At 72.2% G+C, this 26,949-nt stretch carries 17 protein-coding genes and 1 rRNA gene; 4 read left to right on the top strand and 14 right to left on the bottom strand.

The genetic code is table 11. The annotated features are described in order from the left end of the window. Positions 1–197 precede the first annotated feature (197 nt). Positions 198–1,726 (bottom strand): 16S ribosomal RNA (locus EJG53_RS25050). A gap of 756 nt (positions 1,727–2,482) precedes the next feature. Beyond that, entirely contained in the window at positions 2,483–3,490 is a 1,008-nt protein-coding gene (locus EJG53_RS25045; RefSeq protein WP_125046636.1) for a stage II sporulation protein M, read from the bottom strand. Between the two features lie 130 nt (positions 3,491–3,620). Here EJG53_RS25045 and EJG53_RS25040 point away from each other — a divergent pair, with 130 nt between their 5' ends. Continuing rightward, positions 3,621–4,709 carry an RDD family protein gene (locus tag EJG53_RS25040; RefSeq protein WP_125046635.1) on the top strand — a complete coding sequence of 363 codons (1,089 nt, stop codon included), beginning with the start codon at positions 3,621–3,623 and terminating at the stop codon, positions 4,707–4,709. Positions 4,710–4,821: 112 nt separating this feature from the next. On the opposite strand, the gene EJG53_RS25035 is transcribed toward EJG53_RS25040, so the two are convergent. Both EJG53_RS25035 and ahcY read right to left on the bottom strand, forming a co-directional pair. Next, positions 4,822–5,436, bottom strand: coding sequence for a hypothetical protein (locus EJG53_RS25035; RefSeq protein WP_031013221.1), 615 nt, complete (start codon positions 5,434–5,436; stop codon positions 4,822–4,824). Between the two features lie 132 nt (positions 5,437–5,568). After that, entirely contained in the window at positions 5,569–7,026 is a 1,458-nt protein-coding gene (ahcY, locus tag EJG53_RS25030; protein ID WP_125046634.1) for an adenosylhomocysteinase, read from the bottom strand. 764 nt (positions 7,027–7,790) lie between these two features. Between ahcY and EJG53_RS25020 the strand changes: the two genes are divergently transcribed. Then, positions 7,791–10,718 carry a fructose-specific PTS transporter subunit EIIC gene (locus EJG53_RS25020; protein WP_371858810.1) on the top strand — a complete coding sequence of 976 codons (2,928 nt, stop codon included), beginning with the start codon at positions 7,791–7,793 and terminating at the stop codon, positions 10,716–10,718. A 419-nt stretch (positions 10,719–11,137) separates the two neighbouring features. On the opposite strand, the gene EJG53_RS25015 is transcribed toward EJG53_RS25020, so the two are convergent. From EJG53_RS25015 to EJG53_RS24985, 7 genes are all read right to left on the bottom strand, one after another. Further along, positions 11,138–12,097: a cation diffusion facilitator family transporter gene (locus tag EJG53_RS25015; protein ID WP_125046632.1), complete on the bottom strand. Its 960-nt coding sequence runs from the start codon at positions 12,095–12,097 to the stop codon at positions 11,138–11,140. 189 nt (positions 12,098–12,286) lie between these two features. Beyond that, a complete protein-coding gene (manA, locus tag EJG53_RS25010; RefSeq protein WP_125046631.1) occupies positions 12,287–13,588 on the bottom strand; it encodes a mannose-6-phosphate isomerase, class I in 1,302 nt (433 codons plus the stop codon). Positions 13,589–13,678: 90 nt separating this feature from the next. Then, positions 13,679–14,821 carry an SIS domain-containing protein gene (locus EJG53_RS25005; protein ID WP_125046630.1) on the bottom strand — a complete coding sequence of 381 codons (1,143 nt, stop codon included), beginning with the start codon at positions 14,819–14,821 and terminating at the stop codon, positions 13,679–13,681. A 64-nt stretch (positions 14,822–14,885) separates the two neighbouring features. Beyond that, entirely contained in the window at positions 14,886–15,068 is a 183-nt protein-coding gene (locus EJG53_RS25000; RefSeq protein WP_030021694.1) for a Trm112 family protein, read from the bottom strand. 108 nt (positions 15,069–15,176) lie between these two features. Beyond that, entirely contained in the window at positions 15,177–16,535 is a 1,359-nt protein-coding gene (locus EJG53_RS24995) for a phosphomannomutase/phosphoglucomutase (protein ID WP_174856452.1), read from the bottom strand. 150 nt (positions 16,536–16,685) lie between these two features. After that, positions 16,686–18,320, bottom strand: a complete 1,635-nt coding sequence (locus EJG53_RS24990; RefSeq protein ID WP_125046628.1) for an L-lactate permease — start codon at positions 18,318–18,320, stop codon at positions 16,686–16,688. Positions 18,321–18,480: 160 nt separating this feature from the next. Next, entirely contained in the window at positions 18,481–18,924 is a 444-nt protein-coding gene (locus EJG53_RS24985; RefSeq protein ID WP_078624427.1) for a DUF3499 domain-containing protein, read from the bottom strand. Positions 18,925–19,195: 271 nt separating this feature from the next. Between EJG53_RS24985 and EJG53_RS24980 the strand changes: the two genes are divergently transcribed. Beyond that, positions 19,196–19,735 carry a metallopeptidase family protein gene (locus EJG53_RS24980; protein ID WP_174856451.1) on the top strand — a complete coding sequence of 180 codons (540 nt, stop codon included), beginning with the start codon at positions 19,196–19,198 and terminating at the stop codon, positions 19,733–19,735. A gap of 35 nt (positions 19,736–19,770) precedes the next feature. Here EJG53_RS24980 and EJG53_RS24975 read toward each other — a convergent pair whose 3' ends face one another. The 3 genes from EJG53_RS24975 to EJG53_RS24965 all read right to left on the bottom strand — a co-directional run bounded on the left by EJG53_RS24975 (position 19,771) and on the right by EJG53_RS24965 (position 25,751). After that, entirely contained in the window at positions 19,771–21,306 is a 1,536-nt protein-coding gene (locus EJG53_RS24975) for a DUF5719 family protein (RefSeq protein WP_125046627.1), read from the bottom strand. Further along, complete coding sequence (locus EJG53_RS24970; protein ID WP_125046626.1) at positions 21,303–25,196, bottom strand: glycosyltransferase family 2 protein; 3,894 nt, start codon at positions 25,194–25,196, stop codon at positions 21,303–21,305. Before EJG53_RS24970 ends, EJG53_RS24975 begins: the two co-directional genes overlap by 4 nt. A gap of 291 nt (positions 25,197–25,487) precedes the next feature. Then, on the bottom strand, positions 25,488–25,751 hold the full coding sequence (locus EJG53_RS24965) for a WhiB family transcriptional regulator (RefSeq protein WP_003983763.1): 264 nt from the start codon (positions 25,749–25,751) through the stop codon (positions 25,488–25,490). A 688-nt stretch (positions 25,752–26,439) separates the two neighbouring features. On the opposite strand from EJG53_RS24965, the gene EJG53_RS24955 reads away from it, so the two are divergent. Further along, positions 26,440–26,937 (top strand): cysteine dioxygenase, encoded by a 498-nt coding sequence (locus EJG53_RS24955; protein WP_125046625.1) that lies wholly within the window; start codon positions 26,440–26,442, stop codon positions 26,935–26,937. The last annotated feature ends 12 nt before the right edge of the window (positions 26,938–26,949 follow it).

Genomic DNA, 26,949 nt, shown 5'->3' with positions numbered 1-26,949 from the left:
GTCCGTGCCCTCAGACACCCAACAACGTGCCCGACACTCCCGTCTGGTGATACACGTTCCATGCCGAAGCAGTACTAGTGATCCCCATACCGAGTGTGCCGAGTAGTCAACGTTCCACCCATGAGCAACCAGCACCGGACATTCGCCGATGTTCTGGCCTCTGACCAGCCCGAAGGCCGGTAAGAAGTGCTCCTTAGAAAGGAGGTGATCCAGCCGCACCTTCCGGTACGGCTACCTTGTTACGACTTCGTCCCAATCGCCAGTCCCACCTTCGACGATTCCCTCCCACAAGGGGTTGGGCCACCGGCTTCGGGTGTTACCGACTTTCGTGACGTGACGGGCGGTGTGTACAAGGCCCGGGAACGTATTCACCGCAGCAATGCTGATCTGCGATTACTAGCGACTCCGACTTCATGGGGTCGAGTTGCAGACCCCAATCCGAACTGAGACCGGCTTTTTGAGATTCGCTCCACCTCGCGGTATCGCAGCTCATTGTACCGGCCATTGTAGCACGTGTGCAGCCCAAGACATAAGGGGCATGATGACTTGACGTCGTCCCCACCTTCCTCCGAGTTGACCCCGGCAGTCTCCTGTGAGTCCCCATCACCCCGAAGGGCATGCTGGCAACACAGAACAAGGGTTGCGCTCGTTGCGGGACTTAACCCAACATCTCACGACACGAGCTGACGACAGCCATGCACCACCTGTACACCGACCACAAGGGGGACCCTGTCTCCAGGGTTTTCCGGTGTATGTCAAGCCTTGGTAAGGTTCTTCGCGTTGCGTCGAATTAAGCCACATGCTCCGCCGCTTGTGCGGGCCCCCGTCAATTCCTTTGAGTTTTAGCCTTGCGGCCGTACTCCCCAGGCGGGGAACTTAATGCGTTAGCTGCGGCACGGACGACGTGGAATGTCGCCCACACCTAGTTCCCAACGTTTACGGCGTGGACTACCAGGGTATCTAATCCTGTTCGCTCCCCACGCTTTCGCTCCTCAGCGTCAGTATCGGCCCAGAGATCCGCCTTCGCCACCGGTGTTCCTCCTGATATCTGCGCATTTCACCGCTACACCAGGAATTCCGATCTCCCCTACCGAACTCTAGCCTGCCCGTATCGAATGCAGACCCGGGGTTAAGCCCCGGGCTTTCACATCCGACGTGACAAGCCGCCTACGAGCTCTTTACGCCCAATAATTCCGGACAACGCTTGCGCCCTACGTATTACCGCGGCTGCTGGCACGTAGTTAGCCGGCGCTTCTTCTGCAGGTACCGTCACTTGCGCTTCTTCCCTGCTGAAAGAGGTTTACAACCCGAAGGCCGTCATCCCTCACGCGGCGTCGCTGCATCAGGCTTGCGCCCATTGTGCAATATTCCCCACTGCTGCCTCCCGTAGGAGTCTGGGCCGTGTCTCAGTCCCAGTGTGGCCGGTCGCCCTCTCAGGCCGGCTACCCGTCGTCGCCTTGGTAGGCCATTACCCCACCAACAAGCTGATAGGCCGCGGGCTCATCCTGCACCGCCGGAGCTTTCCACACGGAGATCATGCGATCCCGTGTCGTATCCGGTATTAGACCCCGTTTCCAGGGCTTGTCCCAGAGTGCAGGGCAGATTGCCCACGTGTTACTCACCCGTTCGCCACTAATCCCCTCCCGAAGGAGGTTCATCGTTCGACTTGCATGTGTTAAGCACGCCGCCAGCGTTCGTCCTGAGCCAGGATCAAACTCTCCGTGAATGTTTCCGGGTCATCCCGGTAACACACACGAGAGCGGAACAGGAAGCGGAATAGGCTTCCCGTTCACAGCGTCCTCGCTGTGTGTGCCACCCGCACCGCGTGGATGCTGGTGGGCTTTTCAAAGGAACCTCATCCTCCGGCTGCTGCCGGTGGACAGGGTATCAACATATCTGGCGTTGACTTTTGGCACGCTGTTGAGTTCTCAAGGAACGGACGCTTCCTTTGTGCCTGTTTCACCAGGCTCTCCGGGCGCTTCCCTTCGGTCTTGCGTTTCCGACTCTATCAGATCCTCGCGGTCCTGATTTCCGCCGGTGCGTTTCCGCCTTTCGGCTTCTTCGCGGTTCCAACCTTACCAGATCCGTTCGGCGTTTCCGCTTTCCGTTTCCGGCTCCCTGCTGGAGCGGGGTGACCGTCCGGCTTTCGCTTTTCGGTCTTTCCGACTCTATCAGATCCGCTTTCCGGTCCGTTGCCGGGCCGAATTCGTTTCCGATGATTGTCGGAGGGGTTTGCCTTTCGGCTGTTCCGACTTTATCAGAAGCGTTTTGCCGATCTGAAATCGGCGAACGTTTTCCGGATAAAGATTCGGAGGTGCTTCGTGGAATCGATGTTCCGCCCGAAGCAGACGAGACACTAACCGTTGCGCTCGAACATGTCTAGTCCGTGGCAACCGTTCGAATCTACCTCCCCGCCCTGCCCGTGTCAACGGACATCTTGGGGAGATGAGGAGATTAGCAGGTCAGCGGGGTCGCACGCACATCAGGCAGCGGTCGGTACGGGTGCCTCGCGGTCCGCCTCGTCGACATCCCCCGTTTCGCCTGATCGGACGGCACGGCCGCCGAGTACGTACACGTACGCGAGAAAGGCCAGCTCGGCGACGACACCGATGGTGATGCGGGCCCAGGTGGGCAGGCCGGACGGGGTGACGAAGCCTTCGAGAACGCCGGACACGAACAGCACGGCGGCCAGGCCGACGGCCACGCCGAGGGCGGAGCGGCCCTCTTCGGCGAGGGCGGTGCGGCGGGTGCGCGGGCCGGGGTCGATGACCGTCCATCCCAGGCGCAGGCCGATGCCGGCTGCGACGAAGACCGCGGTGAGTTCCAGGAGGCCGTGCGGGAGGAGGAGGCCGAGGAAGGAGTCGAGGCGGCCGGCCGACGCCATCAGGCCGAGGCCGACGCCCAGGTTGAGCATGTTCTGGAAGAGCACCCAGAAGACGGGCAGGCCGAGGAAGGCTCCCAGGACCAGGCACAGGGCGACCGCCTGGGCGTTGTTCGTCCATACCTGGGCGGCGAAGGACGCGGCGGGGTGGCTGGAGTAGTACGTCTCGTACTCCCCGCCGGGGCGGGTCATGGCGCGCAGGTCTTCGGGGGCGCCGATGGCGGCCTGGACCTCGGGGTGGGTGGCGATCCACCAGGCGATGAGGGCGCCGATCCCAGTGGAGAGGAGGGCCGTCGGCACCCACCAGTGGCGCAGGCGGTAGACCGCGGCGGGGAACGACACCGTGAAGAAGCGGGCGGCGTCCCGCCAGGATGCCTTGCGCGCGCCGGTGACCGTACTGCGGGCGCGCGCCACGAGGGAGGTGAGGCGTCCCGTAAGGGCGGGGTCGGGGGCGCTGGCCTGGAGGAGGGACAGGTGGGTGGTGGTGCGCTGGTAGAGGGTGATCAGTTCGTCGGCCTCGGCGCCGGTGAGGCGGCGTTTACGGCGCAGCAGTTCTTCGAGCCGGTCCCACTCGGCGCGGTGGGCCCTTACGAAGACATCGAGGTCCATGGATTCAGCTCCTGGCGGCGGCCGTGAGGTGACGATGCCGTCAGCTTGGCAGACTGGCCCGGTCGGCCATGGGGCGGGCGGCGGTTCGGGGACGGACCGGTACGAGGTGGGGCAAGGAAGGGCGGCGCAGGTGAACGAGCTCGTGACGGGCGAGGCGGTGGTACTCGGGTTGCGGCCGGCCCGGTTGCCGAGCCGGGCGCTGGCGGTCCTCGTCGATCTCGCGGTGACCTGGAGTGCGTATGTGCTGGTGTCGCTGCTGCTGCTCAGTGCCACGGCGTCCATGGACGAGGCGGCGAGAGCCGCGGTGTCGGTGGCGTTGTTCGTGCTGGTGCTGGTCGGGGTGCCGATCGTGGTGGAGACGCTGAGCCACGGCCGGTCGCTCGGGAAGCTGGTGTGCGGGCTGCGGGTGGTCCGTGAGGACGGCGGGCCGGTCCGGTTCCGGAACGCACTGGTACGCGGCGCGCTGGGCGCGGTGGAGATCGTGCTGACGATGGGGGTGGTGGCGTGCATCGCCTCGCTGGTCTCGGCCAGGGGGCGGCGGCTCGGTGATGTGTTCGCGGGCACCGTCGTCGTACGGGAGCGGATACCCACCCCGCGCGGGATGCCGGTGCTGCCGCCCCCGCCGCCCTGGCTGGCGGCGGAACTCGGCGCGCTGGACCTGTCGCGGGTTCCGGACGGCTGGTGGCTGACGGTGCGCCAGTACCTGAGCCGAATAGGGCAGCTCGATCCGCAGGTCGGCGGGGCGATGGGGGCTCGGCTGGCGGCGGATCTGTGCGGCTGGACCGGGGCGTCGGTGCCGGCGGGGATGTATCCGGCGGTGTATCTGGCCGCGGTGACGGGTGAGCGGCAGGCGCGGGAGGCGCAGCGGGCGTTCGGGGCGCCGTTGGGGGCTCCGGGGCCGGTGGCTGCCGGGCAGGGGGGTGCGTATGGAGGTCCGTACGGGAGTGGCGTGTACGAGGGTGAGGCGTACGGAGGCGTCGGCTACGGGCGCGAGGCGGGCGAGCCGGGGGCGGCGCAGGTGGCGGCGTCGTACGGGGTGCCGGGGGCGGAGCAGGGTGGCGTGAGTGCCGGGGAGGCTGTTCGAGCCGGGGAAGTCGGGGGCGGGAAGGCTGAGGCCGGGGCTGGGGAGGCCGGGCCTGGGGGCGGGAACGGGGATGGAGACGGGGGCGGGGCGGCGGGCGGACGGGCGCGGCGTACGGGGTTCACGCCGCCGGTGTGAGGGCGGGGCCGGGCGCGGCGGGACGGTGACGAGGCCGAGGGGGCGGCTGGTAGCCGCGCGCGGGGGACGAGGGGCCGCTGCGGTGCGGCGCGGGAGTGTGGGTGTCGGCCGGTCAGGTGAAGGCCGAGGGCGGGGTTTCCAGGTCTTCGAGTTCGATGCCGGGGGCCGACAGGACGACGTCGCCGGCGAGGTGGACGGCGTGCTGTTCACCGGTCTCCAGGTCGTTGACCTGGTATTCGTCCGCGGTCAGCGGCCCGTTGTCAGTGGGGTGTGCTGTCCTGTTCACCAAGGCCCAGGACTGGTCGAGCGTGCGGGGTGCGAGGACGGGGGGTGTGAAGGCCACGAGGCGGGTGCGGACGGCTCCGGTGCCGGGGGCGGGGCGCAGCAGCCGGGCGGTGGCGACGAGAAAGGCGGGGGACGCGCCGGTGAAGGCGTGGGCGGGGACGTTGCCTTCGGTGGCGTGGGCTCCGGTCGGGTCGGTGCGGACCCAGGTGACGCCTTCCAGGGCGGCGCCGCGTACCTGCCAGCCGCCGGCGTGGAGTTCGAGGCGGATGGGGCGGCCGAGGTCGTCGAGGGTGAGGTCGACGGAGCCCGCGTGGTCTCCGGAGGGGGTGGTGAGCTGGGAGACGTATCGCCAGCCGGAGGGGCCGGTGGCGCAGTGGAAGTGTTCTTCGCCGAGGGGGGTGTGATCGTGCGGGTCGTGGAGGGAGTAGCGGCCGCGGGGCATGGGGGTCCTTGGTCGGGTCCGGTGGTACGGGTCAGGCCCCCGCCGTGGTGCTGGGCGGGGGCCTGGATCACCGGCTGCCGGTGGTGGTGCCCGATGGGCGCGGTGGCGTGGCGGGCACCGGGCGCGCGGGGATCAGTAGCGGTAGTGGTCGGACTTGTAGGGGCCCTCGACCGTGACGCCGATGTAGGCGGCCTGCTCGGGGCGGAGGGTCGTGAGCTTGACGCCGAGGGCGTCCAGGTGGAGGCGGGCGACCTTCTCGTCCAGGTGCTTGGGCAGGACGTAGACGTCGGTCGGGTACTCCGCCGGCTTGGTGAACAGCTCGATCTGGGCCAGGGTCTGGTCCGCGAAGGAGTTGGACATCACGAAGGAGGGGTGGCCGGTCGCGTTGCCGAGGTTGAGCAGGCGGCCCTCGGACAGCACGATCAGGACCTTGCCGTCGGGGAAGGTCCAGGTGTGGACCTGCGGCTTGACCTCGTCCTTGACGATGCCGTCGATGGCGGCGAGGCCGGCCATGTCGATCTCGTTGTCGAAGTGGCCGATGTTGCCGACGATGGCCTGGTGCTTCATCTTGGCCATGTCGGAGGCCATGATGATGTCCTTGTTGCCCGTCGTGGTGACGAAGATGTCGGCGGTCTCGACGACCTCGTCCAGGGTGGTGACCTGGTAGCCGTCCATGGCGGCCTGGAGGGCGCAAATCGGGTCGATCTCGGTGATGATCACGCGGGCGCCCTGGCCGCGCAGCGACTCGGCGCAGCCCTTGCCGACGTCGCCGTAGCCGCAGACGACGGCGGTCTTGCCGCCGATGAGGGTGTCGGTGGCGCGGTTGATGCCGTCGATCAGGGAGTGTCGGCAGCCGTACTTGTTGTCGAACTTCGACTTGGTGACAGCGTCGTTCACGTTGATCGCCGGGAAGAGCAGCACACCGTCGCGCTGCATCTCGTACAGGCGGTGCACGCCGGTGGTGGTCTCCTCGGTGACGCCGCGGATCTCCGACGCCAGCTTGGTCCACTTCTGCGGGTTCTCGGCGAGGGTGCGGTTGAGGAGCTCCAGGATGGCGCGGTGCTCGTCGTTCTCCGCGGTCTCGACGGCGGGGGCCTGGCCGGCCTTCTCGTACTCGACGCCCTTGTGCACCAGGAGGGTGGCGTCGCCGCCGTCGTCCAGGATCATGTTCGGGCCGCCGGTGGGCGAGTTCGGCCAGGTCAGCGCCTGCTCCGTGCACCACCAGTACTCTTCGAGCGTCTCGCCCTTCCAGGCGAAGACCGGGACGCCCTGCGGGTTCTCGGGGGTGCCGTTCGGGCCGACCGCGATGGCGGCCGCGGCGTGGTCCTGGGTGGAGAAGATGTTGCAGGAGGCCCAGCGGACCTCGGCGCCGAGAGCGGTGAGGGTCTCGATCAGCACGGCGGTCTGCACGGTCATGTGCAGCGAGCCGGTGACGCGGGCGCCGGCCAGCGGCTGCGCGGCGGCGTACTCCTTGCGGATCGCCATCAGGCCGGGCATCTCGTGCTCGGCGAGGGTGATCTCCTTGCGGCCGAAGGCGGCGAGGGACAGGTCGGCGACCTTGAAGTCCTGGGCGTTGGCTGCGGTCGACATTCGGGTTGCTCCCGGGGTCGAGGGTGGTTGGCTGGCAGTCTGCGGCGCGGGCAGGTGGGGACGTCGCCGCCCGGAGTGTCGCGCGGGCGGACGTACCGCATGAGCGGAACACCGTCCGGGACGGCATACCGTACGGGCGGTTCCGCGTGGGCGGACACACCTCTCCCCTGGCCGCAGCGCAGTCCGTCGGAGGCCCTCTCTCCCTCGGCCGGCCCGCGGGGCGGACCGCCCGACCGCCATCAGCAGCGACGTCTGGCACTGGGCACGAATCTACACCGATCGCCCCCTGGAACCCCAGCCCGCCCTAGGAAAATGCGTGCGGGCGGCGGGGTTCACGGGCCGGCGGCCGCGGTGCGGGCACCGGTGGCGGGTACGGGTCCGCAGGTGAGGGGGGCGCGGGGGCGGGTGGCGGGTGTGCGGGTGCGGAGCGGGTGGGTGTGGGTGGCGGGTGTGGGGGTGCGGGGCACGGGTGCTTGGGCGCGGGCCATGGGTGTGGGGGTGCGGGGCACGGGTGCTTGGGTGCGGGGCACGGGTACGGGGGTGCGGGGCGCGGGTGCTTGGGTGCGGGTGGCGGGGTTCCGGCCCGTGGCGGAGTGGCGTAGGGCACTTTGCAGCCGCTCCTCCGTATTGCAGGATGCGGGGAGCGTGAGGGCCGTCGCATGTCGCCTTGCGCGCACGTCCGTTAGGAGAACCACGTGACCACCAGTCCAGCCGATCCCCCCAAGGGCGCGGGAACGGGCGGGCAAGGGCTGAAGCTGCTCGCAGTGACCGCCTGCCCGACCGGCATAGCCCACACGTACATGGCCGCCGAGAAGCTGACCCAGGCCGCCGAGTCGCTCGGCCACGCGATGAAGGTGGAGACACAGGGGTCGATCGGCGCCGAGAACGTGCTGTCCGACAACGATGTCAGACACGCCGACGGCATCATCATCGCCGCCGACAAGGACGTCGACCCGGCGCGCTTCGTCGGCAAGAGGCTGCTGGTGGTGGGCGTGGCCGAGGGCATCCGCCATCCGGAGGAGCTGATCGGGCGGGTGCTCAGCGCGCCGGTGTACGGGGCGGAGAGTTACGGCACGGGGGCCGATGGTGCAGGTGGCGCCGGTGCGGGTGGCGATGGTGCGCAGGGGCACGGTGCGGAGGGGGATGCAGCCGGGGCCGGATCCGGAGGTGGTCCGGGTGGCCGGGGTACGGCCAGTGGGCGGCCGGGCGGGGGCGGTGGAGCCGGGGCGCGGTCCGGCAGGGGTGGTGGGGCCGGGGCCGGTGGGGCCCGGGGGAAGGAGCGCAGCCTCGCGTACAAGGCGCTGATGAACGGTGTCAGTTACATGATCCCGTTCGTCGTGGTCGGCGGCCTGCTGCTGGCGCTGTCCCTGGCGGTCGGCGGGGAGGCGACGCCGAAGGGGCTGGTCATCCCGGAAGGCACCTTCTGGGCGCATGTGAACGACATCGGCACCATCGGGTTCCAAATGATGGTGCCGGTCCTCTCCGGCTACATCGCGTACGCGATCGGGGACCGGCCCGCGCTGGTGCCGGGCATGATCGGCGGCTGGATAGCCAACACCGGCGAGCTGTACGACTCCAAGGCGGGCGCCGGGTTCATCGGGGCGATCGTCACGGGTTTCCTGGCCGGGTACCTGGTCATGTGGATCAAGAAGGTCCGGGTGCCCCGGTTCGTCCGGCCGATCATGCCGATCATCGTGATCCCGATCGTCTCGACGGCCGTGCTCGGACTGTTCTTCATCTACGTCCTCGGCAAGCCGATCTCGTGGGTGTTCACGCACCTGACGGGCTGGCTCAGCGGGATGACGGGCACCAGCGCGATCGCGCTCGGCGCGGTCCTCGGCCTGATGATCGCGTTCGACATGGGCGGGCCGGTCAACAAGACGGCGTTCCTCTTCGGCACCGGGCTGATCGCGACCGGCAACCAGACCGTCATGGGCATGTGCGCCGCCGCGATCCCGGTGATGCCGCTCGGCCAGGGCCTGGCCACGCTGATCCGCCGGCGCCTGTACTCCGACCAGGAGCGGGAGACCGGCATGGCGTCGCTCTTCATGGGCCTGTTCGGCATATCGGAGGGCGCGATCCCGTTCGCGGCGGCCCGGCCCGCGCAGGTCATCCCCGCGAACATGCTGGGCGGCGCGGTCGCCGGAGCGGTGGCCGGGATGGCCGGGGTGACGGACGCGGTGCCGCACGGCGGGCCGATCGTGGCGATCCTCGGCGCGGTCGGCGGGGTGCCGATGTTCTTCGTGGCGGTGGCGGCCGGATCGGTCGTGACGGCGCTGACGACGGTCGCGCTGGTGGATGTGGCGGAGCGGCAGAAGGGGCGTGTGGCGGCTGGGGAAGTCGGGGTTGCTGGTGTGACCGGGGCCACTGGGGTCGCTGGGGGCGTCGGGGGTGCCGAGAACGCTGGGGCGGGTTCGGGAACTGGGTCGGGCACGGGGGCTGAGCCGGGCACGGAAGCGGGGCCGGAACCGGTCCTGGCCGGTGTCGGCGCGGCCGGGGCCTTGGCGGACGGGACGGTGGCGGCCGGGGCGACCGGAGGTATGGCGGTCGGGGCGGCCGGGGTCGCGGCGGCCGAGAGCACCGGGGCCGAGAGGACCGGGGCCGAGAGGACCGTGGATGAGACGGCCGTGGACGGGAACAGGGCAGCCGGGAATGGTGCGGCTGAGAGCGCCGAGGGCGGAGACAGTGCGGCAGCGGACGGCGCCGGTGAGAGGGCCGGGGCCGGGAACGCTGGGACAGGGAACAGTGCGGCTGAGCGCGCTGGAGCCGGGGGCTCTGTGGCCGGTGAGGCGAGAGGTGGAGAAGCGTCTGGTGGGGGTGCGTCGGCGGAGGCCATGACGGGCGGGGGTGCGTCGGCCGCCGTTACGGAAGCGGGGGTGGCACCCCGTACGGAAGCCGATGCCGGGGAAGGGCCCGGCCGTACGGGGAAGCGTGGCGGCTCGGCCGGTGGGGCTGCGGAGCGGAGCACCTCGGAGGGCGGCCGGCCAGGTACGGACGCTTCGGCCGGGAGCGCGCCGGGCGGAAGCGCATCGGACGGGAACACCTCGGACGGAAGCACCTCGGACGGAAGGGCCTCGGGCGAGAGTCCACTCGGTGCGGGTGAGGAGCCGGACGGTGAGGGCCCGGAAGGCGAGACGCCGGAAGGCGAGACGCCGGAAGGCGAGACGCCGGAAGGCGAGACGCCGGAAGGCGAGACGCCGGAAGGCGAGACGCCGGAAGGCGACAGGCCGGAAGGTGTGGTGCTTTCCGGGTATGTGACGCGGGAGACCGTGAAGGTACGGCTGGCCGCTGACGGCAAGGAGGCCGCGATCCGGGAGATGGCGGAGCTCGCGGCGCGTACCGGCAAGGTTCGGGACGTCGACGAGCTGGTGCGGGTGGCGCTGGCGCGGGAGGCGCAGGGCACCACCGGTCTCGGTGAGGAGATCGCGATCCCGCACGCGAAGACGGACGCGGTGACCGCGCCCGTCGTGGGCTTCGCGCGTTCGGCCGAGGGCATCGACTGGGACTCGCTGGACGGTACGCGCGCCAAGCTGGTGTTCATGATCTCGGTGCCGGAGGCCGCCGCCGGGGACGAGCATCTGCGCATCCTGGCGCTGCTGTCGCGGAAGCTGATGGACGCGGACTTCCGGGCGCGGCTGCAGAGCGCGCCGGACGTGACGGCGATCCTGCGGGTGCTGAGCGAGGTCGGGTAGCCGGTAGCAGATAGCCGGACAGCCGAGCAGTCGGAAGTCCGGCCGAAGCGGCCGCAGCCGCAGCAGCGGTCCGGCCGAAGCGATCGGACCGCAGCGCCGCAGCGTCCGACCGGAGAGGCCGGATCACAGCGCTCCGGTCGGAGCGGACGCAGCGCCCCGACCGGAGCGGCCGGGGCAGAGCGGTCCGGTCGGAACGGCCGAAGCGGCCGGGTCAGACCGGCCGGATCAGAGCCGCCCGACCCCAGCCGCCAGAGCGACCCGCGCCGAGAAACAACAGGGCCCCGCACCACTCCAGGTGCGGGGCCCAGCCGTACAAGAAGGCCCAGCCGTCCGAGAAGACCCGGCCGTACGAGAAGGCCCTCCCGCGCGAGAAGACCCGGCCGTACGGCAGAGCCCTCCCGTACGAAAGGGCCCAGCCCTCAGGCCCCGCCCGCTGTCCCGGCCGGATGGTCGCCCGAGGCGGCGGCGGTCTCGTGGTAGATGTCGGGTTCGAGGTAGATCACGCGGGCGATGGGGACGGCCGCGCGGATCCGGGCCTCGGCGGCGTTGATCGCGTCGGCGACCTCCTTGGCCGTGTCGTCGTGCTGGACGGCGACCTTGGCGGCGACGAGGAGTTCCTCCGGGCCGAGGTGGAGGGTGCGCATGTGGATGACGCGGGTGACGGTCTCGCCGTCGGCCACGGCCGCGCGGATCTTGGCGACCTGTTCGGGTCCGGCCGCCTCGCCGAGCAGCAGCGACTTGGTCTCGGCGGCGAGGACCAGGGCGATCAGGACGAGGAGGGCGCCGATGCACATGGTGCCGATGCCGTCCCACACGCCGTTGCCGGTGGCGAGGGTGAGGCCGACGCCACCGAGCGCGAGCACCAGGCCGACGAGGGCGCCGAAGTCCTCCAGGAGGACGACGGGGAGTTCGGGGGCCTTGGCACGGCGGACGAACTGGGGCCAGGTCTGCTTGCCGCGCAGCTCGTTGGACTCCTTGATGGCCGTACGGAAGGAGAAGCCCTCGGCGACGATCGCGAAGACCAGGACGCCGACCGGCCAGACCCAGTTGTCCAGCTCGTGCGGGTCGTGGATCTTCTCGTAGCCCTCGTACAGGGCGAAGACGCCGCCGATGGTGAACAGGACGATGGAGACCAGGAAGCCGTAGATGTAGCGCTCGCGGCCGTAGCCGAAGGGGTGTTCCTCGGTGGCGGCGCGCTTGGCCTTCTTGCCGCCGAGGAGCAGGAGTCCCTGGTTGCCGGAGTCGGCGACGGAGTGGACGCCTTCGGCCAGCATCGAGGACGATCCGCTGAAGGCGAAGGCCACGAACTTCGCCGCCGCGATCGCGAGGTTGGCGCCCAGCGCCGCGACGATCGCCTTGGTACCGCCTGATGCACTCATGGGTGGCGCATGTCCCTTCCGTCGACCGGCTGCGGTGCGCAGCCTGCTCCGAGGCCGCTCCGAGGGCCCTCTTTACGAACCCTTTAGGCGGGTCATTGTTGCAGCCCTCCCGCCGGGGCGCGCACGGGGCGCCCTCGGACCGGTGTCGGACCGGTACGGGACCGGCGCCGGGTCTCCCCCGGACTGCCGTCAGAGCGCCACCGTCGCCCGGAAAATCGTTCCCTCTCCCGCCAGTTCCACGCGCTCACCGGCCGGTACGAAGACCGACTCCCCGGGCGCAAGCGTCAGGTCCGTTCGAGAACCAACGTCCGTACGGGAACCGGCGTCCGTACGAGAACCCGCATCCGTACGAGAACCCGCGTCCGTACGGGACACGGAACCACCGCCCGCCCCCGCACCGACCACATGCACCGCAACCGCCCCCGCCGTGCACAGCAGAATCTGCGGAGTACGGTCGCCGAGCGTGCGGATCGGCCCGCCGGGTGCCAGCACGAAGCGGGAGAGCCGGAACTCGTCGGTCGGGGTCTCGTAGACCTCCTCGCCCGACGCCGTGGCCTCCTCCGGCCGCAGCACCCCCGCGTCGCGGGGCTCAAAGCGGACCACCCGCAGCAGTTCCGGTACGTCCACGTGCTTGGGGGTCAGGCCGCAGCGCAGCACGTTGTCGGAGTTGGCCATCAGTTCCACGCCGAGGCCGCCGAGGTAGGCGTGCGGGATGCCGGCGCCCAGGAAGAGCGCTTCGCCGGGCTGCAGCCGTACGTGGTTGAGGAGCATGGCGGCGAGCACGCCGGGGTCGCCCGGGTAGTGGTGGGCGATGGCGGCGTACGCGGCGTAGGCGTCGGCGTGCGGGCCGCCTTCGCCGGCCAGGCGCCGGGCGGCGGTCGCGGCCTGTTCGACGGTTTCGGCCGTCTCGTCCCGGTCGGCGCCCAGTACGGCGGTGAGGACCTCGCGCAGTGCGGCGTCCTCCGGGGCGGCGCGCAGGATGTCGGCGTACGGCTTGAGGGCGCTGCCGCCGAGTCCTTCGAGGAGGGTGGCGGCCTCGGCCGGGTGCCGGAAGCCGCAGAGCCCTTCGAAGGGGGTGAGGGCGCAGATGAGTTCGGGCTTGTGGTTGGCGTCCTTGTAGTTGCGGTGCGGGGCGTCGGCGGGGACGCCGCGCTTCTCCTCGTCCGCGTACCCCTCCTGGGCCTGGGTCAGGTCGGGGTGGACCTGGAGGGACAGCGGGGAGCCGGCGGCGAGCAGTTTCAGCAGGAAGGGCAGCCGGGGGCCGAAGGCGCGTACCGCGTCGGGGCCGAGTTCGCCTTCCGGGTCCGCGGCGATGACGTCGGCCAGCGAGACCGGGCCGGCGCCGCGGTCGGTGCGGGAGGGGGCGCCGGGGTGGGCGCCCATCCACATCTCGGCCTGGGGTTCGCCGGTCGGCGCGGTGCCGAGGAGTTCCGGGATGGCGGTGGTGGAGCCCCAGGCGTAGGGGCGCACGGTGTTGGTGAGGCGGTCCATGTGACGGGCTTCCTGATTCTTCGTCTGCGGTCGGGCTGCTGCCGGGGCGCGCTCAGGTCTCTCGTACGCGCGGCGGCCGCGGCCGGACCCTCATGCTCCCTCAGTGCCGGCGAGTGCCAGGTACACGGCGGCGAAATCCGTGACGGCGAGGAGTTCGGCGGCCCTCTCCAGGGCGCTGCCGCCGGCCGGTTCCAGTTCGCTGACGGGGGTGTCGTGCTCCAGTGCCAGTTCGCGGGCGGCGGGCGCGGCGGAGAGCGGTCCCGGGGTGTCCTCGCGGAGCAGGACGACGCGGGCGTGCAGGGCGGTGGGCTGTTCGACGCGGTCGCGGAAGAAGTCGTCCGGGTCGGCGCCGGCCGCGAATGGGCCGGCGAGCAGCGCGCCGTGCGTGGTCATCGTCTCGGGCAGTTCGCCGGCGAGGGCGGGCCGGCCGGCGAGTCCGGCCAGGACGGTCGCGAAGTGCCGGCCGACGGCGCCGGAAAGGGTGCCTTCGGTCCAGATCAGCGGGAGCGCGTCGGCGAGTTCGGCGGCGAGGGTCTTGGCGGGGTTGGAGTACGTCTCGATGGCGGGGCCGCAGCGTTCGGCGACCTGGTCGAGGCGGTCGGCGAGCTGCGCGAGCAGGTCGGAGGTGGCGCTGAGCAGGCCGATCCGGTCGGCGAGGGAGAGCATCGGGATGAGCAGCGACCAGAGGGTGCCGGGGGCGGCGGGCGGCGCGCCCTCGATGTCGAACTCGGCGTCGTACGGGGTGGTGGCGAGCGGCACGGGCAGGCCGCGGGCCTGGACGACGGCGTCGGCGAGCTGGCCGCCCGCCGGGGTGACGGCAACGACGGAGCAGCCGCGGCGGTACGCCTGCTCGACGAGCTGTGCGAGTCCGGGGTCGGCGCCGTCCGGGCCGGCGATCAGCAGCAGGTCGAGCGGTCCGGACCAGCCGGGCAGGGTCCAGCGCAGCGCGCCGGGCCGCGCGGCGACGCCGGTGGGCCGGATGAGGGTGACCGGGCAGGTGCCGCCGCCGAGGGCGCCGAAGAGGTCGGCGACGCAGGCGGCGGCCGGTGCCGGGCCCGCCACGAGGACGGTGCGGGGCCGGCCGTCGGGCCGCAGGTCGGCGATGCCGGACTCGGCGGCGTTGCGGGCGGCGGTGCGCACCCGTGCCCCGGATTCGGCGACGCCGCGCAGCAGTCCGTAACGGTCGGCGCCGGCCAGTGCTTCGGGTGCGTCCAACAGGGACTCGTCGAGCATGGTGTGCGCTGCCTCCGATCGCCGGTACGGGCGGGGTGGGGTCCGGACGGCTCCGGCGCCCGGGTCAGGCGGGGCGCCGGGCCTCGTCCACCAGGAGGACGGGGATGCCGTCCCGGACGGGGTAGGCGAGGCCGCATTCGGTGCCGGTGCACCGCAGCTCGGCCGGGTCGGCGTCCGACCGGTCCGCCAGCGGGGCGTGGCACGCCGGGCAGGCGAGGATCTCGATCAGGCTGGCGTCGACCGGCATGGGGGCTTCTCCTTCGGCGGAAATACGGCACTGCCAGCGTACCGCCGGGGCGGGCGGCGGGACGCGCCGCAGGTGGTCGGGACGGGCCCGGGCCCGTCCCGCGGTCCTTCACCCGCGAACGATCTCCAGCACCTCGTCCCGCACCCGGTCGACCGTCTCCTGGTCCCGGGCCTCGACGTTCAGGCGGAGGAGGGGTTCGGTGTTGGAGGGGCGGAGGTTGAACCACCAGTCGGCGGTGCTGACGGTGAGGCCGTCCAGTTCGTCGAGTGCGGTGCCGGGCCGGCCCTCGTACGCGGTCTTCACGGCGGCGAGGCGGCCGGTCTGGTCGTCGACGGTGCTGTTGATCTCGCCGGAGGCGGCGTACCGGTCGTACTGGGCGACCAGTTCGGACAGCGGTCCTTCCTGGCCGCCGAGGGCCGCCAGGACGTGCAGGGCGGCGAGCATGCCGGTGTCGGCGTTCCAGAAGTCGCGGAAGTAGTAGTGCGCGGAGTGTTCGCCGCCGAAGATGGCGCCGGTCCTGGCCATCTCCCCCTTGATGAAGGAGTGGCCGACGCGGGTGCGTACGGGCGTGCCGCCGTTCTCCTTGACGACCTCGGGGACGGACCAGGAGGTGATGCAGTTGTGGATGACCGTGCCGCCGGGGTGCTTGGCCAGTTCGCGGGCGGCGACCAGGGCGGTGATCGCGGACGGGGAGACCGGGTCGCCGTTGCCGTCGACGACGAAGCAGCGGTCCGCGTCGCCGTCGAAGGCCAGGCCGATGTCGGCGCCGACCTCGCGGACGCGGGCCTGGAGGTCGGTGATGTTCGCCGGGTCGAGGGGGTTGGCCTCGTGGTTCGGGAAGGTGCCGTCGAGTTCGAAGTACAGGGCGTCCAGGTCGATGGGCAGGCCCTCGAAGACGGTGGGGACGGTGTGGCCGCCCATGCCGTTGCCGGCGTCCACGACGACCTTCAGGCGGCGGATGCCGGAGAGGTCGACGAGACGGCGCAGGTGGGCGGCGTAGTCGGCGAGGACGTCGCGCTGTGTGACGGTGCCGGGGGATGCTGCGGGCTCCGGGCCGTCGCCGTCGCGCCACTGCTCGACGAGGGCGCGGATCTCGGCGAGGCCGGTGTCCTGGCCGACCGGGGCGGCGCCGGCCCGGCACATCTTGATGCCGTTGTACTGCGCGGGGTTGTGCGAGGCGGTGAACATCGCGCCGGGCAGGTCCAGCGCGCCGCTGGCGTAGTAGAGCTGATCGGTCGAGCACAGGCCGATCTCGGTGACGTCGGCCCCGCGCGCGGCGGCGCCGCGGGCGAAGGCCCGGGACAGGCCGGGCGAGGAAGGCCGCATGTCGTGCCCGGTCACGATGGCGGTCGCTCCGGTCACCTGGGCGAAGGCCGCGCCGAACAGTTCGGCCAGCGGTTCGTCCCACTGGTCGGGAACCACACCGCGCACGTCGTACGCCTTCACGATCTGCGACAGATCAGTCACAGCCAGCCCTCCTGATGTCATGACGGGGTGCCAAACCTACCCGTACACGGCCGGCGGGAGGCTGGTTCGGGGCGGGGCCCGGCTGCCCGGGTCCTCTTGTGTCCCGTGCCGGGGGTGGTCATTCACGGCCGAAAGTCCCCGGAGCGGCTTCTACGGCAGCATCCACCCCAGGACGTCCGTGCTCTGCCCCACCACGATCAGACACATCACCAGCAGCAGCCCCAGGCTCCACGGCAGCACCTTGCGCAGCAGGTCGCCCTCGCGTCCGGCCAGGCCGACCGCGGCGCAGGCGATCGCCAGGTTCTGCGGGGAGATCATCTTGCCGAGGACGCCGCCGGAGCTGTTGGCCGCGGCGAGCAGGACGGGTGAGAGGCCGGACTGCCGGGCGGCGGTGACCTGGAGGGCGCCGAAGAGGGCGTTGGCGGAGGTGTCGGAGCCGGTGACGGCGACGCCGAACCAGCCGAGGACGGGCGAGAGGAAGGCCAGTCCGGCCCCGGCGGCGGCGACGAAGTGGCCGATGGTGGCGGCCTGTCCGGAGAGGTTCAGTACATAGGCGAGGGCCAGGACGGAGGTCACGGTGAGGGCGGCCAGGCGCAGTTCGCGTACGGTCGCGGCCCATTCACGTACGGCGGTGGCGGCCCGTACGCCCAGTACCGCGGCGGTCAGCACGCCGGCCAGCAGCACCAGGGTCCCGCCGGTGGCGAGCAGCGGGAGCGAGAAGACGTTGCCGCCGGCCGGCTTGCCGTCCGGGTCCGCGACGTCCAGGAAGGGCCAGTCGAAGGTGCGGGTCGCGCGGGTGAGGAGGTCCTTGAGGGGCGGGAGCTGGGCGAGGGAGAAGACGGCGACGATCAGGGCGTACGGCGCGTAGGCGCGGACGATGTCGGCGCGGGAGTCGCGGACGTCCAGGTCCTCGCTGCGGGCGCCGGTCAGGACGGCGGTCCGTACGGGTTCGGAGGCGGGTCTGCGGGCGCCGGGTACGGCGACGAGGGCGGCGGCGCCCGCGAGGGCCGCGCCGATGTCGGCGAGTTGCGCGGAGACGTAGTTGGCGGCCGCGAACTGCACGGCGGCGAAGGCCAGTCCGCAGGCGAGCGCGGGCGCCCAGGTCTCGCGCAGGCCGCGCCGCCCGTCGACCAGGAACACCAGCAGCAGCGGTACGACGAGGGCGAGCAGCGGCGTCTGGCGGCCGACGACCGGGGCGACGGCATCCAGGGGCAGGCCGGTGACCTGGGCGAGGGTGACGACGGGGGTGCCCATGGCGCCGAAGGCGACCGGCGCGGTGTTGGCGACGAGCGCGATGACGGCGGCCCGTACCGGGGAGAAGCCGAGGGCGACCAGCATCACCGCGCTGATCGCGACGGGCGCCCCGAACCCGGCGAGCGCTTCGAGCAGCGCGCCGAAGCAGAAGGCGATGACCAGGGCCTGGACGCGGGGGTCGGCGGAGAGTCCGGAGAAGGAGCGGCGCAGGACGTCGAAGTGGCGGGTGCGGACCGTCATCCGGTACACCCACAGGGCGTTGACGACGATCCACAGGATGGGGAACAGGCCGAAGAGCGCGCCCTGCGCGGCGGCGGACAGGGCCTGCCCGGCGGGCATGCCGTAGCCGAGGCAGGCGGTGGCGAGGGCGACGGCGAGGCCCACGAGTCCGGCGCGGTGGGCGCGCATCCGTACGGCGCCGAGCAGGACGAGGACGGTGACCAGCGGGAGCGCGGCGACGAGCGCGGACAGGGCGAGCGAGCCGGCCACGGGTTCCAGGTGCTGCACGAACTCCCGCTGCGGTACGGACACTCGGCCTCCCGGTGGGCAGCTTCCCCGTCACTTCCGCCATACGGAAGCGGATCTTTCGGGAGTGGAGGCATGGTGGTGCCCGCGGCGAGGCGGCGTCAATGGCGCGGACGGAAGTGCTTCCGCCGCGCGCCCGTAAGCAGGCGCCGCCCGGCCGCGGGACTCAGTTGTCCGGCGACCGCAGCACCCGCAGATGCCCCCGCCGGGCGACCTCCATCGGGTGGGCGTCGCGCCCGTTCGGCCCGCTGACCTGGGGGCCGTTGCCGCCGCCCGCCGCGCGTTCCTGGGGCCGGGCCGCCTCGCGCACCGCGTTGGCGAGCGCTTCGAGGTCGTCGCCGCTGGGGCGGGCCGGGCCGGTGTCGGTGGCCAGGCGGACGACTTCCCAGCCGCGCGGCGCGGTCAGCCGCTCGGAGTGCTCGGCGCACAGGTCGTAGCAGTGGGGCTCGGCGTAGGTGGCGAGCGGTCCGAGCACGGCGGTCGAATCCGCGTAGACGTACGTCAGCGTTGCGACGGCGGGGCGGCCGCACGCAGTGCGCGAACAGCGACGTACAGGGCTCACGACGTTGGACGGTACCGCACTCTTGAGCGGGCCGCGATGACTCTCCACGACCTCACCCAACCGTGTCGTCCCGGTTCGTCCGGTGCGCCTGACCTGCGGGCGCCCGGGCCGAACCGTACGGTGCGCACTGCGCCGGACGGCGCAGGGCGTCGAAACCCGTCACGACTCTATACATTTCATGTCATTCCCCATGCCCTTCCCGGTCCGGTGCAGGGCCGCAACCGGACTCAACGAGCCTACGACCGGTCGCCCGACGACATGCCACCGGATCCGCCGCTCTCCCCCGCCGCCTGCCCCGGGACGGTTACGCTCGGTTCTGATGGACAGCCCCGTACCTCCTCCGGCCGACTCCGGGGGGCCCTCCGCACCGTCCGGCACCGGCGGCACCCCCGCCGCGCCCGGCGGCGCCGCGCGGCCGCCCGCCCCGGCCGGGCCCCGCCCGCGCCGGCGCGACCGGCACGGCCGCGGTATGCGCGGCCCGGTCGCCCCGCCCCAGGTGCCGCTCTCGGTGAGCCGCGCGGACTCCTTCGTCGACCTGGTCTACGACTCACGGGACCGGCTGGAACGGCGCTGGCCGCAGTTGGCGGACATCGACTTCCTGGTCGTCGAGGTGCCCGGGTTCGGCCCCGACGGGGACGCCGGGCCGGCCGCCGACGAGGAGACCGTGCCGCTGGGCCGGCTGCTGCCCGCCACCGGCGACCAGCGGGAACGGGTCGTCGTCTACCGCCGCCCGGTCGAGATCCGCACCAAGAACCGCGACGAGCGGGCCCTGCTGGTGCACGAGGTCGTCGTCGAACAGGTCGCGGAGCTGCTCGGCCTGGCGCCGGAGTCGGTCGACCCGCGGTACGGGCAGGACTGACTCCGGGCATCCCGACGGGCCTCGCGGCCCCCGTATCACTTCAGCAGCAGACCGAGGTCCTCCCCCGCCGTCGGCACCACCACCGTCCCCCGGTCGTCCGGGAGCGTCTGCACGGTGAAGGCGGGCAGGGCGCCTCGAGGCAGGGCCAGGGTCCGTGCCGCGTGGACCGGGCCGCTGCCCGCCGCCGGGGTGACGGTCAGGGCGTAGGAGCCCTTGAGGCCCTGCGGGCGCGGCGGTTCCACGGTGAGGGTGCTGCCGCCCTTGACCGTGTACGTCTTCGACACCGGCGTACCGCCCCCGCTGCCCGCCGACGCGGTGACCGTGACCTTGGCGTCCTTGCCCTTCTCCGGCGCGACCAGGGACAGGGTGCTGCCCTTGTCGCGGTTGTCGGCGACGGTGGCGCGCCGGGCGACCGGTCCGGTGGCCGGGATGAAGGCCATCTCCTGCTTGTCGCCCTTGCCGCGGGTGACCCGGAGGGCCACCGCGACGGGCGCCTTGGAGCTGCCGGCAGGGGTCAGCACCAGTGAGCCCGGCTCGCCCTTGGTGAGGTCCTGGAGGTCGGCGGAGGCCGTCATGCCGCTCTTGACGTGCAGGGTCTCCAGGCCGGCCGGGGTGATCAGGCCGTTCGGGGTGGCAAGCTGCACCTTGAGGTCGGCGTCCTCCTTGCCGGACGCGACGGCGACGAGGTGGACGCCGGTGGCGTCGGCCGGGATGCCCGGCAGGACCGCGCCGGACGCGGGGTCCGCCGCCGCGGGCAGCCAGTCGCCGCCCAGTTTCGCGTCGGCGGCCTGGACGGAGGCGCCGACCCGGCCCTCGCGGGCGACCACGTGCAGGGCCGCGTCCGGGGCGGGCGTGCCCGTCAGGGTGGAGAGCAGGACCGGCACGGTGGAGTGCGGCGGGACGGTGATGTTCTCACCGGAGGCGGCCTTCAGCGGGCCGTCCTTGCCGCGCAGGTCGAGGTCGACGACGGCCGGGGTGTCGTCGGGGTTGGTGAGGTGGACGTAGTCCTGGCGGTCCTTGGCGGTGCTGACGCCGGGGAACCAGAAGTCGGTGTCGGGCGCCGCGCAGGACAGGCCGAGCAGGCCGCGTCCGTTGCCGGCCGCGACGCTGGTGGTCTGCTGGACGGTCCAGCCGGGGGCCAGGGCGCCGTCGGCGGTCCCGGCCAGGGCGGGCGCGTCCGCGCGGTCCGTGGTCGCGGTGACGGGCGTGCCGGGCTTCTTCAGGGGCGCGACGGGGTCGGCGCCCGCCTGCGCGCCCTGGCCGGCGCCCTCCTTGCCCTTGCCGCCCTTGCCGTCCGGCTGCTTGCCCGACGGCGCGGGCAGCAGCCCGGCGGTGCCCTGGGAACCGGCCTTGCCGCCCGTCCCCTCGGGGGTGAAGGCGGTGTACGTGGTGTCGCCGACCTCCGACGAGGTGGGCGGCGGGCAGAGCAGCGCGGACCGTTCGACGGGCCGCCGGGAAGCGCCCTCGGCCGGGGCGGCGCGCTGCCCGTCCGGGGCGGCGACGGCGGCGACACCGGTGACCGCGCCGAGCGCCGCGACCGCGCCGATCAAGGACATGATGGTGCGCTTCACTGCTGGTCGCTCCCGTCACGGCGGGGCTCGCGGTAGGAGCCGGGGTACGTCGTGCCGTCGTCGTAGGGCTGCTGCTGGTGCGGCGGCTGCTGGGTGGGCTGCTGGCCGTAGTGGTACGGGTCGTAGGCGCCGGGCGCGTAGGGGGCGGCGGCCTGGTCCGGGTCGGCCGGGGCGGTGCCTGCCGCGCCCGCGTACGGCTGGCCGTACTGGTTCTGCCCGTACGGGTCCGGTGTCTGCTGATCCGGTACGTGCTGATCCGGCGCGTACTGGCCCTGGGGGTACTGCTCCTGCCCGTACGGCTGCTGCTGCCACTGGTCGTACGTCTGGTGCCCGTACGGCTGCTGCGGGTCGTAGCCCTGCTGCCCGTACCCCGGCTGCTGCTCGTAGCCCGGCTGCTCCCCGTACGTCGGCTGCTGCTCGTAGCTCTGCTGCTGCGGCACGGCCGCGTACGGGTCGGCAGTCGGGGCGGCCATCGGGTCGGCGGCGGGAGGCGCCGCCGGGTCGGTCACCGGGTCGTCCCCGGGCCGCGGGCCCGGGATGCCCGGCTCCGCGCCGCCTTCGGGGGCGGCCTGGGCGGCCCGCAGCCGCCGGGCGCGGCGGCCGTCACCCGTGGCGTCCGGTGCGGCCGTCGCGGCCGCGCCGTCCTCGGGCAGGTCGTCGTCGATCTCCCGGCGGCGGCCCGGCAGGGCGAGCACCACCAGGACCACGGCGAGCAGGCCCTGGGCCCACAGCCACGCGGTGTGGCCCACGGGGTCGTCGTAAATGAGGTCCAGGCGGCCGCCGGACGCGGGCAGTTCGAAGCCCTGCGCCCAGCCGTCGACCGTGACCGCCTTCAGCGCCTTGCCGTCGAGGGTGGCCTGCCAGCCCGCGTCGGCGGTGTCGGCGAGGCGCAGTACCCGGCCGTCGGCGCCGTTGGGCAGGTCGGTGTGGGCCGCGACGGGGCCGGACGGGACCGGGACCGGTGCGGCGGCGCGGCCCGCGCGCGTGCCGTCCTTGGTGTCCCCGGGCACGATCGAGAGCCGCGAGACGCGCTGGTCGACGCGCCACAGGGCGCTGCCGTCGTCCTGGCTGAGGCGGGTCAGGCCGGGGGTGGCGTCCAGGACGCGGCCCATGTCCCGGGGCGCGCCGTCGCGGACCAGGAGGTAGCGGACCGCGTAGCCGCCGAGCTGGTTGGTCTGGTCGGCGCCGGAGCCGGCGACGAGGTGGGCGACGATGCCGCCGAGCCGCTTGTCCTCGCCGGTCTCGGTGGCGATGTCGGCGTCGCCGAGGCGGGCGCCGGAGCCGCGCACCAGGGTGTACGCGACGTGCCCGGCGTCGCCGTCGAGGACGAGGGTGCGGGCCTGGTCGACGGAGCCGGTGTCCTCGGCGACGAAGGCGGGGACCTGGACGGGGTCGCGGCGCTCCAGCGGCCCGGCCGCGCCGGTGATCATCCAACTGGCCGCGGCGTACAGCGGGGCGAGCAGGGCGGAGATCGCGATCAGGACGGCGGCCGGCTGTTTCCAGCCGAAGCCGAGGGTCTCCATACGGGAGCGGATGCCTTCGGCGCCGACGGCGGCGGCGCACAGCAGCGCGAGCCCGTAGACGAGGACGGCGGGACCGGCCCAGGCGGTGCGGTTGGCGAGCACGGCGAAGAGCAGGCCGGTCACGGCCGCGGCCCAGGCGATGCGGACCGCGCGCTGCCGGTCGGCGCGCAGGGTGGCGCCCAGCGCGGCCAGCACGATGCCGAGGAGCAGCACCCCGCCGGCGGCCTTCGGGCCGCCGGGGCTGATGCCGACGAGGTCCAGTACGGAGGCCGAGCCCGTGCCGAGGTCCAGTCCGGCTTCCCGGAAGAAGCGCGAGGGGTGGGCGAGCAGGGACAGCGACCAGGGCGCCAGGACGACGAGCGGGGCGGCGGCGACGGCCAGGAGCCGCAGGGCGTAGGGCAGGAGCAGGCCGCGGTTGCCGTCGAGGGCGCGCAGCACGAGCAGGGCGATGCCGAGCAGGACGGCGACGGGCCAGACGACCGGGGTGAAGGCGGTGGTGAAGGTGAGCAGCAGCGCGTACGCCCAGGCGGCGCGCCAGCTCGGCCGGGTGCCGGGCGACAGCCGCAAGCCGCCGGCGGCGACGGCGGCGCGTGCCATGAGGGGCAGCAGGATCGCGAGGACGGCGGTACCGATGCGGCCGCCGGCCAGGGCGCCGGTGGCGGCGGGCAGGAAGGCGTAGACGACGCTGCCCCAGGCGCGCAGCAGGCGGGAGGTGACCAGCGGCCGGGACGCGAAGTAGGCGCTCAGTCCGGCGAGCGGTACGGAGCACACGAGCAGGACGGTGACGGCGGTGCCGGTGCTGCCGAGGAAGAAGGTGGCGACGAGGGCGAGGACGGCGAGGTACGGGGGCGCGGCGGCGGTGCTGCCGGTGCCGATGGCGTGCCAGCCGTCGAGGTAGCTCGACCAGAGGTCGCCGAGGCGGTCGGGGGCGGGCAGCAGGGCGCCGCCGGTGAGGGCGCCGGAGCCGAGCAGGGAGCGGCAGGCGACGAGCGAGACGAGGAGCAGGAGGAGGAAGAGCACCGGGGCCGGCCGGCGGGCGATCCGCTTGAGCCGGGCGAACTGTTCGATCTCCAGGTAGTCGGCGTCGTCGCCGCCGGGTCCGGACTCGACGGCGCCGTGCCGTCCGGCGGAGGCGGCGTCGGGGGCGGAGCGTCCGGCGAGGTTGCCGGCGACCTGTTCGACGGTGGCCCGTACGGTCGCGCCGGGTGGCGGGAACAGGGGCCGCAGTTCGCTCGCGTCCGTGGCGGGGCGGCCGCGTTTCTTGCGGGCGGCGAGGATCGCGCCGGGGCGCAGCAGGGTGCCGATGAGGCCGGCGAGTTCGTCGAGGGCCTGGCCGGGGACCTTGCCGACGAGGTAGGCGAGGACGCGCAGCAGGGTGCCGAGGACGATGCGCAGGGCGACGTACGGGAGCAGGGCGCCCCGGGTGTTGGCCAGGAGGGTGTAGACGGCGCCGGCCTTGTCGACGCGGTGGGGGCTGGCGGTGGAACGGCCGACGCAGTCGATGGGGCGTCGCTCGCGGGCGGACGCCTCGGCGTGCCGCAGGACGGCGTCGGGGGCGACGAGGACCTGGTGTCCGGCGGCCTGGGCGCGCCAGCACAGGTCGACGTCGTCGCGCATCAGGGGCAGGCGGCGGTCGAAGCCGCCCAACTGCTCGTACACGTCGCGGCGGATGAGCATGCCCGCGCTGGAGACGGACAGGACGGGCCGTACCTGGTCGTGCTGGCCCTGGTCCTGTTCGCGGCGGTCCAGACCGGTCCAACGGCGGCCGCTGCGGGCGATGCTGACGCCTGCTTCGAGGAGCTGTCTGCGGTCGTACCAGCTACGGAGCTTGGGACCGACGACGGCGGTGGAGGGGCTGGAGTCGGCGACGCGCAGCAGTTCGGCGAGCGCGTCGGGTTCGGGGGCGCAGTCGTCGTGCAGCAGCCACAGCCACTGGACGGGTTCGCCGTGCGGGAGTTCCGGCAGGTCGTAGGCGTCGTCGCGCCAGGTGCGGCCGACCGGGTCCCAGCCGCTGGGGCGGCGCAGGTACGGCAGGTCGTCGGGGCCGAGGACGGGGGCGGTGCGGACGGCCTCGTCGACGGCGGTGCCGAAGCCGGAGCGGCGGGCGAGGTGGAGCACCCGGTCGTCGCCGAGGGCCTCGCCGAGCAGCCGGGCGGAGGCGTCCGCGCTGCCGGTGTCGGCGCCGAGGATCTGCTGCGGCGGGCGTTCCTGGCCGAGGAGTCCGGCGAGGACGTCGGGGAGCCAGCGTTCGCCGTCGTGGGAGACGAGTACGGCGGTGACGACGTGCCGGGGGAACTCCGGTGAGCCGTCGTGGTAGCGGTCGGCGGCTTGCGCGGCCTGGTCGGCCGGCTGACTGTGCACGGACATCGAGGTAGGGGCCCTCCCGGGGGTCTCGGGGTCCTCCCCCGGCATAGCGCTGCGCTGTGGACTGCGACGGACGGCGACGCGGTGCGGCCGACGGCACGGTCGTGGCCGGGTGCCGGTCAGGGCGTCGGTGCGCCTCGGACGCGGCCCCACACTAATGCTTCGGCGGTGCGCGTCCGTCTGCCGCGTACACAGCGGTCCGCCGCCGGCAGCCGGGCTCCGGAGGCGGACCGTTGTCTATAGGGGGATATGGGGAGAATCGGTGGCCCGGCAGCCGGGCCGTCGCACTGGACGTCAGACCGCTGCCTTCTTGAGCCGGCGCCGCTCGCGCTCGGACAGTCCGCCCCAGATGCCGAAGCGTTCGTCGTTGGCGAGGGCATATTCGAGACATTCGGAGCGGACCTCGCACGCGAGGCAGACCTTCTTGGCCTCGCGGGTGGAGCCACCCTTCTCCGGGAAGAAGGATTCGGGGTCGGTCTGGGCGCACAGCGCGCGCTCCTGCCAGCCGAGCTCCTCGTCCGCCTCTTCGACCAGCAATTCCTGGAACAGCTCGGTCATGTGCGCCCCTCGTCTGTCTTTGCGTCCCCGTGATGCAGCCGTTACCGATGACGGCTGAACGACACGAGTGAAATTACAAGTGTGCCGATCCGGGCCAGTCAAGCCGAGATCTGCTATTGGGCCCCTTATTCACTCTGCGGAACCAAGCCTATGCAGAAAGTGTTCAAATCGGCAAAAAACAGGACACTTCCCCAGCCGCATCACCCGTAACTCCTCTCTCACACCCAAGGACGCGACGGGCGGCGCAGCCGTTGCAGCGCGCTCGCCGAAGCGAAACAGGTCACATTCAGGTCACGAGACCGCAACGGCGCGCGGGAGTGCGCGGATGTCGCCCGTCTGCTCCGCACCGCCTCTGCACAAACCTTTCGCCGCCCGCAGTAACCGGATGAGGTGAAACATATCCCCCAAAACAGACACCCGGTTGACACGGGGCCGAGTACCCGGTCTCCTTGCATGCATGCCAGCGATTCCTGCGCTCCGCCTGACCCGTTCCTACGGGTCCCGCTGTGCTGCCCAGGCCCGCTGTCGCTGTTCGAGCTGTTGACGCCACCGAGCTCCAGCTTCCTGTTTCCCGCAGTACCCGGCCGCACGGCTTCCGTGCCCGCCGCGCGCACCCCGTGCGCCGCGGCGCACGCCTCGCGGCACCCGATCCGCGCCACCTGAGCACCCTGCCGAGGAAATCCCGCACATGAACAGCGACGTCCAGATCGCCGGCGACCCGCTCGCGATCCCGCACCTGCTCCCGCCCGTCCCCGCCCACCCCGCCACCGTCGCCGGCTTCGCCGGACTCGCCCGCGAGATCGCCGCCGACCACGCGGCCTGGGCCCCGCTGGTGCGCTACGGCGCGACCACCCGCTGGTACCACCGGCTGCGCCGGGGGCCGGGCTACGAGGTGTGGCTGCTGAGCTGGCTGCCGGGTCAGGGCAGCGGACGGCACGACCACGGCCCCTCCTCCGGCGTACTGACCGTCCTGGAGGGCGAATTGAACGAGCGCACCACCGGCGGGGACCGGACGCTGACGGCCGGCGCGCAGCGCGTCTTCGCCCCGGGGTACGTCCACGAGGTCGTCAACACCGCGCTCACCCCCGCCGTCAGCCTGCACGTGTACTTCCCCGGCCTGACCGACATGCCGATGCACAGCGCCCGGTGCGCGGCGGGCGCCTCCCACGAGACGGTCACCGGCTGACATGCTGGGACC

The sequence above is a fragment of the Streptomyces chrestomyceticus JCM 4735 genome, assembly GCF_003865135.1.
GTDB lineage: Bacteria > Actinomycetota > Actinomycetes > Streptomycetales > Streptomycetaceae > Streptomyces > Streptomyces chrestomyceticus.
This window is presented reverse-complemented; position numbering and strand designations above follow the sequence as displayed.